Here is a 13545-nt window from a genome sequence, read left to right as displayed (position 1 = left end):
AGGCGGCCACGTCGCGCACGCGGTCCGGCACCCGGACGCGGATGCGGCGCACTGGTGACGCTGGCCCTGTTGAGCGGCTGCACCACCGGACCCTCTCTGGAGAACCAGGGCGCGGTCACCGCCCCGCCCGGCGACAGCAAGCATCTGACCATCGGCTCGGCCGGATTCACCGAGAGCGACCTGCTGGCCCAGATGTACGCGCTGCTGCTCGACCAGGCCGGCTACAAGACGTCCATGCTCACCGTCGCCAACCGCGAACTGTACGAACCCGCCCTGGAGTCCGGCCAGATCGACGTCGTCGCCGAATACGCGGCGACCTTCGCGGACTGGCTGAACGCGAAGACGAACGGCGCCGACGCCCCGCCCGTCGGCTCGCCCGACCTCGACGCCACGATGACCGCCCTGCGCAAGCTGGCCACGCCCCGCGGCCTCACCGTGCTCGCCCCCGGCAGGGCGGTCGACCAGAACGCCTTCGCTGTCACCGAGGTGTACGCCCGTGAGCACCACCTCAAGACGCTCAGCGACCTCGGACGGTCGAGACTGAGGGTGCGGCTCGCGGCCGGCGACGAGTGCGTGCAACGGCCCTACTGCGAACCGGGGTTGAAGAAGACATACGGCATCGACATCACCGCCGTCGACCCGAAGGGCGTCGGCACCACCCAGGCGAAGCGGGCCGTGCAGAACGGCCAGGACCAGATGGTGCTGACCACGACCACGGACGCGACCCTGGAGGACTTCGGGCTCGTCCTGCTCGCCGACGACAAGCACCTGCAGAACGCCGACTACATCGTGCCCGTCGTCAACCGCTCACGGGCGGGCGGCGAGGGCGTCACCAATGCGCTCGGCAAACTCAACGACGTACTCACCACAGCCGACTTGGCGTCCATGAACCAGGAGGTGGACAGCTGGCGACGGCTGCCGGAGGACGTGGCCCGGACCTATCTCAAGGAAAAGGGGCTCCTGAAGTAACGGGCAGCACTCCTGGGGGCGCGCACCGACACCGAGGCAGAGGGGCTTGGGAAGACCAGGCAGTCGCTCAGGATCACCGTGGGGTGCGTGCCCCTGTGAGTGGGAGCCGCGGGACTGCTCGACCTGCTTCGGGCCGACGTGGGCTGCAACGACGGCTGGAGCCCGATGGGCGCCTTCGTCTGCGGGGAGCGGGGGCTGGGCGTTCGGACTGCTCGACCGCTCCAACCCGTCGGACCGCCCCGCGCGGTCCAGGGCTCAGGCGTCCGCCACCGAGTCGAACTCCACCTGCCCCCGCGACACGCCGAGAGCGTCCGCGTCCACCGACCGCCGCAGCGCCTCGTGCAGCTTCGCCGGGGTCAGTACGCCGAGGAAACGCGCCCCGTCCAGCACGGCGACCCACCCGGCGTCGTGCTGGAGCATCACACCGAAGGCCTGCTTCAGCGGGGCGCCGACCGGCACCCAGGAGTTCATCCGGTGGGCGAAGTCGCGCACGGCGCCGCCCGCCGCGAGTTCGTCGACGCCGACCCAGCCGTGCAGATCGCCGTCGGTGTCGAGCACGACGGCCCAGCGGGCGCCCTCCGCGTGCAGCCGCGTCGCGGCCCGCTCGGCGGGCTCGTCCAGGCGGGCGATCGGCGGCTGCTCCAGGTCGTCGGCCTCGATCGTGGTGACCGACAGCCGCTTCAGGCCGCGGTCGGCGCCCACGAACTCGGCGACGTACGGTGTGGCCGGCGTGCCGAGGACCGCGCCAGGGGTATCGAACTGCTCGATGCGTCCCTGCCCGTACACCGCGATCCGGTCGCCGAGCCGCACTGCCTCCTCGATGTCGTGCGTGACCAGCAGCACCGTCTTGCGCACGGCTTCCTGCATCCGCAGGAACTCGTCCTGCAACTGTTCCCGCACCACCGGGTCGACAGCCCCGAACGGCTCGTCCATCAGCAGCACGGGCGGATCGGCGGCCAGCGCCCGCGCCACGCCGACCCGCTGACGCTGACCGCCCGACAGCTGCTCCGGATAGCGCGATCCGTACGTCTTCGGGTCCAGGCCCACCAGATCGAGCAGTTCGGCGGCGCGCGCCCGCGCCTTCGCCTTCTTCCAGCCCACCAGCGTGGGCACGGTGGCCGTGTTGTCGAGGATCGTCCGGTGCGGAAACAGCCCGACCTGCTGGATGACGTATCCGATGCGCCGCCGCAGCCGCACCGGGTCTACCCCGGCGACGTCCTCGCCGTCCACCAGGATGCGTCCGGACGTCGGCTCGATCAGCCGGTTCACCATCATCATGGTCGTCGTCTTGCCGCAGCCCGACGGGCCGACGAGCGTGACGAGTTCGCCCTCGGCGACCTCGAAGGAGAGGCCGTCCACGGCGGTCGTACCGTCCGGGTAGCGCTTGGTGACCTGCTCGAACCGGATCATTCCCTCACGCTAACCGGGCCGGGTGCTCCCCGCTCACCGGCCGCGTCCCCTTGCGTGGGAACCTTGCGCTCCGTTTTTGAAAAGTTTCAAATGTGGCCGAGAAGTGCCTCAGCTTCATGCCCGCCATCGCTGATGCCCGCTGATCACTTCTGTTGGACTTTGTCTGGTAGTCGCGGTGTTGGAGTGGTGGACAGGTCCAGAGGTCGCCACTATCTTCGCCGTCGATCGGAGTGAAACGTTATAACCCGCTCGCTCCGAAAGCCGAAGGGATGACGGCGTGAACGAAGGAACAGGCAACGTACGACGCAGAACGGTGCTCGGCACGGCCCTGGGCGCCGGGGCCGCGGCGATGGCCGGAGGGATCGGCGCGGGAGGCACGGCATGGGCGGCTGCGGCCTCCGACCGGACCTCCCTGTCAGGGCTGACCGTGGAGCACCGCACCGACCCGCTCGGCGTGGACGCCGACAGGCCACGCTTCGGCTGGCGCATGGAGTCCACCGCCCGCGGCCGACGCCAGACGGCATATCAGATCCTGGTGGCCACCTCGCCCGAGCGCCTGACCCGCACCCGCGCGGACGTCTGGAACAGCGGCCGCGTCGAGTCGTCGGACTCCGTCGCGGTGCGCTACTCCGGTACCGCGCTGCGTGCCTCGACCCGCTACTTCTGGACCGTGACGGTGTGGGACGAGGACGGCCGGGCCGTCACCGCCGCCCCGACCGCCCACTTCGAGACCGCCCTGCTCAGCAGCGACGGCGTGGCGGGCTGGGACGGCGCGAAGTGGATCAGCATGGCCGGCAAGAAGCCGAACAGCCCCGGTGCCCCGCTGCTGCGACGGCAGACCACGCTCAAGGGCCGGGTGCGCGAGGCCCGCCTGTACATCTCGGCCCTGGGCGTGTACGACGCCTGTGTCAACGGCCGACGGGTCCCGGTGCCCCAGGGAAGGGGCACGACCCAGGAGCTGCTGACCCCGGGCTGGACGAACTACGACCGCACGGTCAGCTACATGAGTTACGACGTCACGGACCTGCTCGCGGGGGAGCGCGAGGTCACTCTCGCCGCGGTGCTGGGCAACGGCTGGTACAACAGCCGGATCTCCGACGGCAGCACCTACTACGCCCAGGCCGGAAACCGGCTCGCCCTGAAGGCCAAGCTCCTCATCCGATACGCCGACGGCTCGTCCCAGTCGGTGGTGACCACACCAGGCGCGGACTGGAGGGCGACGGACACGGGCCCCTACCGCGCCGACGACATCTACGACGGTCAGAGCTACGACGCCCGGAGGGAGATAGCGGGCTGGACCGCGAACGGCTTCGACGCCGGCGCCTGGTCGGGCGTCGAGGAGAACGACTTCACCACCCGCTTCCCCGACTCGAAGCTGGTCGCCTACCCCGGTGAGACCGCCCGGCTGATGCCCCAGTGGGACCGGAAGCCGCAGGCCGTCACCGTCTACACCGGGGTGGCCGGAGAGTCGGACAGCGCCGACGGCAGGGGCCACATCGTCGTCGACGCCGCCCGGTCGGTGACCGACCCCGCGCGGGCCGCCACCGCCGCGGTCACGATCGGCAGCGGGGACACCGCCGTCTTCGACCTGGGCCAGAACATGGTCGGCGTGCCCCGCTACTCGGTGCGCGGCCCCGAAGGCGCCCAAGTCACCTTCGCGTTCGGCGAGATGCTCAACGACACCAGCAAGGGCGCCGACGGCCCCGAGGGCTCGGTGTACCGGGCCAACCTGCGCAGCGCCAAGGCGACCAGCACCTACACCCTCAAGGGCGACCCCGACGGCGAGAGTCACCAGGACTCGCTGGCCTTCTACGGTTTCCGCTACGTCTCCGTCACGACCTCCGGCCCCGAGGTCACCATCACCGGCCTGACCGGCAGGGTCGCCACCTCCGCGATCCACGAGACCGGCACCGTCAGCACGAACGACCCACAGGTCAACCAGCTGATCAGCAACGTGCGTTGGGGTCAGCGCGGCAACTACCTCTGGGTGCCCACCGACTGCCCGCAGCGCGACGAGCGGCTCGGCTGGACCGGCGACACCCAGCTGTTCTCCAACACGGGCCTCTACAACGTCGACGCGGTCAACTTCCTCAGCCACTTCGAGGAGAACCTGATCGACTCGCAGAAGGTCTACGGCCTGGACGGCGCCCAGTTCACCGCCGTCTCCCCGGGCAACCGGTACAACGCCGCCGCCCCCGTGAGCGGTTGGGCCGATGTCGGTGTGATCGTCCCCTGGACCGTGTGGCAGATGAGCGGGGACCGGACCATCGTCGACCGGAGCTGGGAGGCGATGAGCCGGTACCTGGACTGGATCCACCGGAAGACGGGCGAGACCTACGCCGGTCAGGGCGCGCTCTTCGCCGACTGGCTGGCGCCGCAGAGCACCGGCACCCAACTCATGAGTGACGTCTACTACGGCTACAGCACGCAGTTGATGGCCCAGATGGCCCGAGCGACCGGACGCACGACGGAGGCCGACACGTACGACCAGCTCTTCGCCGACATCAAGCGGGCGTTCATCGCCAAGTACCTGAGCACCAGCGGTGGCAAGGTCACCGTGCGATCCAGCCTCGGCGGGTCCCCCATCATGGGCTCGGCTCCCGAGGACAACAGCCAGACAGCGTTGCTGTGGGTCCTCAAGCTCGGCCTGTACGACACCGGCGCCCAGCGCCGCCAGATCGTCGACCTGCTCGCCGAGAACATCGGGAACGACGCGGCCTACAAGGCGGCCCACCCCGACAGCACCCGCGTACGGTATGCGGAGAACACCCTCTCCGTCGGCTTCCTCGGCGTGAACGTGCTCGCCCCGGTGCTCACCGCCGAAGGCCGCGCCGACCTCGCGTACAAGCTGCTCCACCAGGACGCCATGCCGTCATGGCTGTACTCGGTGAACAACGGCGCCACCACCATCTGGGAGCGCTGGAATTCGTACTCCAAGGACGACGGCTTCGGACCGGTCGAGATGAACTCGTTCAACCACTACTCCTACGGCGCGATCATGGAGTGGATGTACGAGGACATGGCCGGTATCGCGAAGGATCCGGAGCGCCCGGGATTCCAGCACTTCCTGCTCAAGCCGCATCTCGATCCCGCCGGGAAGATCACCCACGTGGCCGGTTCCCATGTCTCTCCCTACGGCGAGATCGTCAGCGAGTGGACGGTGAGGGACCGGACGCTGACCTACCGGGCCGTGGTCCCGGCGAACAGCGGCGCGACCCTGCGCATCCCCACCTTCGCTCCCTCCACCGTGCGGGAGGGCAGGGCGCCCCTGGCCCAGGTACCCGGAGTCGAGTTCCTGGGCTTCGAGGGGGGAACGGCCTCCTACCGGCTCCCGTCCGGTAGTTACGCCGTGACGTCCACGCTGGGCTGATCGCTCACCAGCACCACCTCCAGGGTGCGCGGACCGTGCACCCCTTCGACCCGGTCCAGCTCGATGTCGCTGGTCGCCGACGGCCCGGAGATCCAGGTCAACGGGCGGGCCGGGTCGAGGCGTTCCAGCGCCTGCGGCACGGAGGAAACGACCTGGTCGGGAACGCGTACGACACAGATGTGGTGATCCGGGACGAGGGTGATGCGGCGGCGGCCCTGGTCGGGGGAGCCGTCCAGCACGATGGTGCCGGTCTCGGCGATCGCGAGCGCGCAGCCCGTGACCACGCTCTCCACCTTGTCCAGCTCCTGAGGAGTGCTCACCGCGCGGTCGTGGACCCGGGTGGGATCGGCGGCCGACATCCACTCCGGCGGCAGACCCGGCGGAACGAGAACGTACTGCGGGCCGCGCTCGGACAGCAGTCGCGTGATCAGGTACGGCAACTCCTCGGTGTCCGTGCGGTGCACGATCGCCCGGTAGTCCGCCAGGTTCTCGGCGAGCAGATCCACCGTCTCGGCGACACTCCGCGCACCGTGCTCGCGCAGGTAACTCCGGTCGACGGCCTGCTCGTACGGCGGGTCGTCCTGTCGTACGTCCGCGGTCGCGCGCCGCACCCGGCCCAGGATCAGATCCCTGCTGCTCACTTCGTCTCGTCCTTTCCACCCCGCGTACGCTGCCACCAGTCGCGGAACGGTTCCGCGGGCACCGGCGGCAGATCACGGCTCGCACTCCACGCCCTTCCGGGGCCCGGCAGGGTTCGCGGATGGAAGCGGCGCGTCCGGGACGCGAGCCGCTGGCCGGTGCGCAGGGCGCCGGGGTGGCTGAACGCCCAGCGGGCCGCCCGCATCGCCGCCCGCTCGGCGGCATGTCCCTTGGCGGGTTTGAGGACGACCTTGTTGCCGTCACGCGTCGCCGGGCCGCCCTGGGCCACCCGTTCGCGCAGGTGGACGAGGACTTCCGGGATGTCGATGGCGACGGGGCAGACCTCGTAGCAGGCGCCGCACAGTGAGGAGGCGTACGGGAGTGAGGCGTCGATCTCGCTGCCGGTGCCCCGGAGTTGGGGGCTGAGGATGGCGCCGATCGGGCCCGGGTAGACCGAGCCGTACGCGTGCCCGCCCGCCCGCTCGTACACCGGGCAGACGTTGAGACACGCCGAGCAGCGGATGCAGCGCAGGGCCTGGCGGCCGACCTCGTCGGCCAGTGTGTCGGTGCGGCCGTTGTCGAGGAGGACCAGATGGAAGGTGCGGGGCCCGTCCTCATCGGTGGTGCCCGTCCAGGTCGAGGTGTACGGGTTCATGCGCTCGGCGGTCGAGGAGCGGGGGAGGGTCTGGAGGAAGACCTCCAGGTCCTGCCAGGTCGGCACGGTCTTCTCGATGCCGACCACCGAGATCAGCGTCTCCGGGAGGGTCAGGCACATCCGGCCGTTGCCCTCCGACTCGACGACGACGAGTGTGCCGGTCTCGGCCACCATGAAATTGGCGCCGGAGATGCCGACCTTCGCCCGCAGGAACTTCTCGCGCAGATGGAGGCGGGCGGCTTCCGCCAGCTCGGCGGGCGTGTCGGTCAGGCCCTCGGGGGCCGGGCGGCCCCACTCGCCCATCTCGCGCGCGAAGATGTCGCGGATCTCGCCGCGGTTGCGGTGGATGGCCGGGACGAGGATGTGGGACGGCCGGTCCTTGCCCAACTGCACGATCAGTTCGGCGAGATCGGTCTCGTAGGCGCGGATGCCCTCCGCTTCGAGGGCTTCGTTGAGACCGATCTCCTGCGTGGCCATCGACTTGACCTTGACGACCTCACTCTCGCCGGTCGCCTTGACCAGTTCCGTGACGATCCGGTTGGCCTCGTCGGCGTCAACGGCCCAGTGCACGATGCCGCCCGCCGCCGTGACCGACTCCTCCAACCGCAGGAGGTAGTCGTCGAGATGGCGGAGGGTGTGGTCCTTGATCTGCTTGCCCGCCTCGCGCAGCGCCGCCCAGTCGGAGACCTCGGCGACCGCCTTGGCGCGCTTGGTGCGGATCGTGTGGGTGGCGTGGCGCAGATTGCCGCGCAGGGTGGCGTTGTGCACGGCGTCGTGCGCGGCCTCGGGAAACGGGGGAAACGCATGGGGGGGTGGGGGAAACGCAGGCATGCCGACGAACGTTCCGCTCATGCGCTCGGCTCCTCTTCCGTGCTCGCCAGGATCTCCGCGAGGTGCACGGGCCGCATGCCCGCGTTGAGCCGGGCCATCGTGCCGCCGATGTGCATGAGACAGGAGTTGTCCGCCGCGCACAGCACATCGGCGCCCGTCGACTCGGCGTTGCGCACCTTGTCGAAGCCCATGGCCCCGGAGACATCGGCGTTCTTGACGGCGAAGGTCCCGCCGAAGCCGCAGCACTCGTCGGCGCCGGGCAGCTCGCGCAGCTCAAGTCCCTTGACGGCCTGGAGGAGCCGGCGCGGGCGGTCGCCGAGTCCGAGGCCGCGCAGGCCGTGGCAGGTGGGGTGATAGGTAACGGTGTGCGGGTAGTACGCCCCCACGTCCGTCACACCGAGCACGTCGACCAGGAACTCCGTGAGCTCGTACGTCTTCGGCACGACCGGGGCCAGCGTCCTGGCGAGGGTGTCACCGCGGCCCTCGGCCCGCGCCCGTTCGCCCATCCGCGGATACAGCTCCCGCACCATCGCGCCGCACGACCCGGAGGGGGTCACGATCGCCTCGTATTCCCCGAAGACATCGGAGAAATGCCGGGCGAGCGGCTCGGCCTCATGGCGGTATCCCGTGTTGTAGTGCGCCTGCCCGCAGCATGTCTGCCCCATCGGGAAGTCGAGGTCGACGCCCAGCCTGGTCAGCAGTTTCACCACGGCGCGGCCGGTGTCCGGATAGAGCGTGTCGTTGACACAGGTCAGGAACAGGGCGACACGCATCGCAGCTCCTCGGGATCGGTCATCGGATGAGTGCAGAGTACGCGGCGGGCGAGTGACAGGGGAGCCCCCGCTCACGGACGGGTGAGTCTGTCCTCGGCCGCGCGCCACGCCGCCGGGTCGCCCCGGGGCTCGTACCGCCGCAATGGCTGGGTATGACCGAGAAGCCGGCGCATCGCCGTACGGTCGCCGACGAGGCCGTGGGCCCGGGCCTGGACGAGGACATTGCCGAGCGCGGCCGCCTCGGCGGGACCCGCCACGACCGTCAGACCGCAGGCGTCCGCGGTGAGCTGGCACAGCAGGGCGTTGCGGGCGCCGCCACCCACGATGTGCACCACATCGACCGGGTGGTCGGCGAGGGACTGGGCCTCGGTGATCGCCCGGCGGTGCGCGAGCGCGAGGGAGTCGAGGATGCAGCGTGTGATCTCGGCCGGCGACTCGGGCACGGGCTGCCCCGACTCCCGGCAGGCGTCGGCGATCCGGGACGGCATCCGGCCCGGCGCCAGGAACCCCGGGTCGCCCGCGTCCACGACGGACCGCAGCGGCGGCGGCTCGGCGGCGGCCGACAGGAGTTCCCCCAGGTCGGGGTGGCCCCATTCCCGTACGCACTCCTGGAGCAGCCACAGCCCCATGATGTTGCGCAGATAGCGGACCGTGCCGTCCAGGCCCAGTTCATTGGTGAAGTTGGCGGCCCGGCTCGCCTCGCTGAGCACGGGCGCGTCCAGTTCCAGGCCCGCCAGGGACCAGGTGCCGGTGCAGATGTACGCGAAGCGCTCCGTGGTGGCGGGGACGGCGGCCACCGCCGAGGCCGTGTCGTGCGAAGCGACCGTGGTCACCGGCACCGGGCCGGTCAGCCCGGTCTCCTCCAGCACATGCGGCCTCAGCAGCCCCGCCGGGTCGCCGGGGCGGCGCAGCGGCGCGAACAGCTCGAGGTCGATACCGAGCCGCGCGGCGACGTCGCAGGACCAGTCGCGCGTCCTCGGGTCGATCAGCTGGGTGGTCGAGGCGTTGGTGATTTCGGTGCCGGCCTCACCGGTGAGCCAGTACGTCAGCAGATCGGGGATGAGCAACAGGCGTTCTGCTGAGGAGAGTTGGCCCGTCGAACGGGCCGCTGCCAACTGGTACAGGGTGTTGAACGGCGCGTACTGCAGCCCGGTCGCCGCGTACAGCTCGGCGGTGGGCACCGTCGCCCACACCTTCTCCGCGACGCCTTCGGTACGGGCGTCGCGGTAGTGCACCGGATTGCCGATCAGCGCCCCGTCGGCGTCCAGCAGCCCGTAGTCCACGGCCCAGCTGTCGATGCCGACCGAGTCGACCTGTCCGGCGGCGCGCAGACCGTCGAGGACGCCCGCGTACAGGGAGAGGATGTCCCAGCGCAGGCCCTCGGGGATCCGCACCGGCCGGTTCGGGAAACGGTGCGCCTCGGTGAGGTCCAGCGACTCGGGGCCCACGCGGCCGACCATGACACGCCCGCTGGACGCGCCGAGGTCGACCGCGGCGTACGACTTCACGGCCGTCACCGAAGGAAGGCCGCGGCGACGCCCGCGTCGACCGGGACGTGCAACCCCGTGGTGTGCGTCAAGTCCCCGCCCGTCAGGGCGAACACGGCGTTCGCCACATGCTCCGGCAGTACTTCCCGCTTGAGGATGGTCCGCTGGGCGTAGAACTCGCCGAGCTTGTCCTCCTCGATGCCGTACGTCGCCGCCCGCTGCGCGCCCCAGCCGCCTGCGAAGATCCCGGAGCCGCGCACCACTCCGTCGGGGTTGACGCCGTTGACCCGGATCCCGTGCTCGCCCAGCTCGGCGGCGAGCAGCCGTACTTGGTGGGCCTGGTCGGCCTTGGTCGCGGAGTAGGCGATGTTGTGGGGACCGGCGAAGACGGCGTTCTTGGACGCGATGTAGACGATGTCGCCGCCCAGCCCCTGCCGGGTCATCACCCGGGCCGCCTCACGCGAGACCAGGAAGGAGCCGCGGGCCATGATGTCGTGCTGGAGGTCCCAGTCCTTCGCGGTGGTCTCGAGGAGCGGCTTGGAGATGGAGATGCCCGCGTTGTTGACCACCAGGTCGACGCCGCCGAAGGCCAGCACCGCCGCCCTGAAGGCCTCGGCGATCTGCTCCTCGGAGGTCACGTCGACGCTCACGGCGACGGCCTTGTCGGGACCGCCCAGCTGCTCGGCGACCTGGGAAGCGCCCTCCGCGTTCAGATCCGCGACCACCACACACGCGCCCTCGGCCGCCAGCCGCTCGGCGATCGCCCTGCCGATACCGCTGCCCGCGCCCGTCACCAGCGCCACCCGCGTCGCGAGCGGCTTGGGCCTCGGCATCCGCTGGAGCTTGGCCTCCTCGAGCGCCCAGTACTCGATGCGGAACTTCTCCGACTCCTCGATCGGCGCGTACGTCGAGACGGCCTCCGCCCCGCGCATCACGTTGATCGCGTTGACGTAGAACTCGCCCGCCACCCGCGCCGTCTGCTTGTCCTTGCCGAAGGAGAACATGCCGACGCCGGGGACGAGCACGATCGCCGGGTCCGCGCCGCGCATCGCGGGGGAGTCGGGCCGTGCGTGCCGCTGGTAGTAGGCGGCGTACTCCTCGCGGTACTCGGCGTGCAGCGCTTTCAGGCGGCCGACCGCCTCGTCGAGGTCGCCGGCCGGCGGCAGGTCGAGGACGAGCGGCCTGACCTTCGTCCGCAGGAAGTGGTCCGGGCAGGAGGTGCCGAGTGCCGCGAGCCGCGGGTGCTCGGCGCGGGCGAGGAAGTCCAGCACCACGTCGGAGTCGGTGAAGTGGCCGACCTGCGGGCGGTCCTGGGAGGCGACGGCCCGGACATACGGCGCCAGCGCCGCGGCGCGCTCCCGGCGGTCGGCCCTGGACAGGGCTTCGTACCCCTCGACGACGGGCCCGAACGGCTCCGCCTTCCCGCGCTCGGCGAGGAACGCCTCGGCGGTACGGATGATGTGCAGCGCGTTGCGCTCGCACTCCTGCGACGTGGCGCCCCAGGCGGTGATGCCGTGGCCGCCCAGGACGCAGCCGATCGCCTGCGGATTGGCCTCCTTGACGGCAGCGATGTCCAGGCCGAGCTGGAAACCGGGCCGGCGCCAGGGCACCCACACCACGCCGTCGCCGAAGCATTCGGCGGTCAGCTTCTCCCCGTCGGCCGCGCAGGCGAGCGCGATCCCGGAGTCGGGGTGCAGATGATCGACGTGCGGCGCGTCCACCAGACCGTGCATCGCCGTGTCGATGGACGGCGCCGCGCCCCCCTTGCCGTGCAGGCAGTAGTCGAAGGCGGCGACCATCTCGTCCTCGCGCTCGACGCCCGGATAGACGTCCTTCAGCGCCAGAAGCCGGTCGAGCCGGAGCACCGCGAGCCCGGCCTCGGTCAACGTGCCCAGGTCACCGCCGGAGCCCTTGACCCACATCAGCTCGACGTCACCGCCGGTGACAGGGTCGATGTCGGTGCCCTTCGCGGAGGCGTTGCCGCCGGCGTAGTTGGTGTTACGGGGGTCGGCGCCGAGCCGGTGAGAGCGGGCGAGGAGGGCGGCGGCTTCGGGATGGGGTGCCATGTTCCAGGTCCTTTAGAAGAGTGTCTACGGGTAAGGGGGCTCAGGGGGAGCGCCCCCTCAGGGGCGCGGGGCTGTGTCAATCTGCGGCTTCGCCGCGTGGGCGCGAGCAGCCCACTACGGCCCGCGGCCTGCGACGGGCCGCATGGGGCAGACGAGACCCAGCAATCACGCCCCCCAACCCGCCTGCTGCCCACCCACCCGCTCTGTGGCGATCCGGGCCGCGTAGCCGGACCGGTGGTACGCAGCGACCGGATCGGGGTCGAGCCCGAGCTCCGAGCGCACCTCGGCCAGCAACGGCCGCACATCCGTGTTGTACGCGTCCATCACCACGGCGTTCGCGGCAAGCACATCCCCGGCCCGCTGAGCCTCGGCGAGCGCGGAGTGGTCGACGAGGAGAGCCTTGGCGGTGGCTTCCTGGACGTTCATCACCGAACGGACAATCGCCGGGATCTTCGCCTCGATGTTGTGGCACTGGTCGAGCATGAAGGCGACGTCCGGCGTGAACCCGCCGCCGCGGATCACCTCGTACATGATCCGGAACAGCTGGAAGGGGTCGGCCGCGCCCACCATCAGGTCGTCGTCGGCGTAGAAGCGGGAGTTGAAGTCGAAGCCGCCGAGCTTCCCCTCGCGCAGCAGCGTCGCGACGATGAACTCGATGTTGGTGCCGGGGGCGTGGTGCCCGGTGTCCACGACGACCTGCGCCTTGGCGCCGAGCTTGAGGCAGTGCGCGTACGCCGTGCCCCAGTCGGGGACGTCGGTCGTGTAGAAGGCGGGCTCGAAGAACTTGTACTCGAGCAGCATCCGCTGGTCGTCGCCGAGCCGCTCGTAGACCTTGGCCAGGCCTTCGGCGAGCCGGTCCTGGCGCGCACGGATGTCGTCCTGGCCGGGATAGTTCGTGCCGTCGGCGAACCACAGCTTCAGGTCCTTGGATCCCGTCGCGTCCATGATGTCGACGCACTCGAACAAGTGATCAAGAGCCTTGCGTCGTACGGCGGCGTCCGGGTGGCAGATGGAGCCGAGCTTGTAGTCGTCGTCCTGAAAGGTGTTGGAGTTGATCGTGCCCAGCTTCAGGCCGCGCTCCTCGGCGTACTTGGCCAGCTGTGCGAATCCGTCGCAACCGTCGACCTTGTCCCAGGGGATGTGCAGCGCGACCGTCGGCGCGGCCCCCGTGTACTCGTGCACCTTCGCGGCGTCGTCGAGCTTCTCCTGCGGCGTGCGCGGCACTCCGGGCTGCACGAACACCTTGAATCGGGTCCCCGAGTTCCCGTACGCCCACGACGGCGTCTCGACGGCCTGGGTCTTGAGCGCGGCCTTCACCGCGGCGAGATCGGTCACTTCGGGACTC

At 70.3% G+C, this 13545-nt stretch carries 9 protein-coding genes; 2 read left to right on the top strand and 7 right to left on the bottom strand.

Annotated elements, in window-relative coordinates; all coding sequences use genetic code 11:
- The first annotated feature begins 66 nt into the window (after positions 1 to 66).
- Positions 67 to 969 carry an ABC transporter substrate-binding protein gene (locus AB0D27_RS04625; RefSeq protein WP_362502357.1) on the top strand — a complete coding sequence of 301 codons (903 nt, stop codon included), beginning with the start codon at positions 67 to 69 and terminating at the stop codon, positions 967 to 969.
- Between the two features lie 255 nt (positions 970 to 1224).
- On the opposite strand, the gene AB0D27_RS04620 is transcribed toward AB0D27_RS04625, so the two are convergent.
- On the bottom strand, positions 1225 to 2379 hold the full coding sequence (locus AB0D27_RS04620; RefSeq protein ID WP_362501983.1) for a betaine/proline/choline family ABC transporter ATP-binding protein: 1155 nt from the start codon (positions 2377 to 2379) through the stop codon (positions 1225 to 1227).
- Positions 2380 to 2728: 349 nt separating this feature from the next.
- Between AB0D27_RS04620 and AB0D27_RS04615 the strand changes: the two genes are divergently transcribed.
- Positions 2729 to 5749, top strand: coding sequence for a family 78 glycoside hydrolase catalytic domain (locus AB0D27_RS04615; RefSeq protein WP_362502354.1), 3021 nt, complete (start codon positions 2729 to 2731; stop codon positions 5747 to 5749).
- Here the strand turns inward: AB0D27_RS04615 and AB0D27_RS04610 are convergent.
- The 6 genes from AB0D27_RS04610 to rhaI all read right to left on the bottom strand — a co-directional run bounded on the left by AB0D27_RS04610 (position 5722) and on the right by rhaI (position 13535).
- Positions 5722 to 6390 (bottom strand): lactate utilization protein C, encoded by a 669-nt coding sequence (locus tag AB0D27_RS04610; RefSeq protein WP_362501981.1) that lies wholly within the window; start codon positions 6388 to 6390, stop codon positions 5722 to 5724. The two genes, AB0D27_RS04615 and AB0D27_RS04610, sit on opposite strands and share 28 nt — an antisense overlap.
- Positions 6387 to 7895, bottom strand: coding sequence for a LutB/LldF family L-lactate oxidation iron-sulfur protein (locus AB0D27_RS04605; protein WP_362501979.1), 1509 nt, complete (start codon positions 7893 to 7895; stop codon positions 6387 to 6389). Before AB0D27_RS04605 ends, AB0D27_RS04610 begins: the two co-directional genes overlap by 4 nt.
- Positions 7892 to 8647, bottom strand: coding sequence for a (Fe-S)-binding protein (locus tag AB0D27_RS04600; RefSeq protein ID WP_362501977.1), 756 nt, complete (start codon positions 8645 to 8647; stop codon positions 7892 to 7894). The genes AB0D27_RS04605 and AB0D27_RS04600 overlap by 4 nt, the downstream gene beginning before the upstream one ends.
- Before the next feature lie 71 nt (positions 8648 to 8718).
- Positions 8719 to 10155 (bottom strand): rhamnulokinase family protein, encoded by a 1437-nt coding sequence (locus AB0D27_RS04595; RefSeq protein ID WP_362501975.1) that lies wholly within the window; start codon positions 10153 to 10155, stop codon positions 8719 to 8721.
- Between the two features lie 5 nt (positions 10156 to 10160).
- Positions 10161 to 12200, bottom strand: a complete 2040-nt coding sequence (locus AB0D27_RS04590) for a bifunctional aldolase/short-chain dehydrogenase (RefSeq protein WP_362501973.1) — start codon at positions 12198 to 12200, stop codon at positions 10161 to 10163.
- Between the two features lie 165 nt (positions 12201 to 12365).
- A complete protein-coding gene (gene rhaI / locus AB0D27_RS04585; protein ID WP_362501971.1) occupies positions 12366 to 13535 on the bottom strand; it encodes an L-rhamnose isomerase in 1170 nt (389 codons plus the stop codon).
- Between the last annotated feature and the right edge of the window lie 10 nt (positions 13536 to 13545).

It is taken from the genome of Streptomyces sp. NPDC048415, from assembly GCF_040651675.1.
Classification (GTDB): domain Bacteria; phylum Actinomycetota; class Actinomycetes; order Streptomycetales; family Streptomycetaceae; genus Streptomyces.
This window is presented reverse-complemented; position numbering and strand designations above follow the sequence as displayed.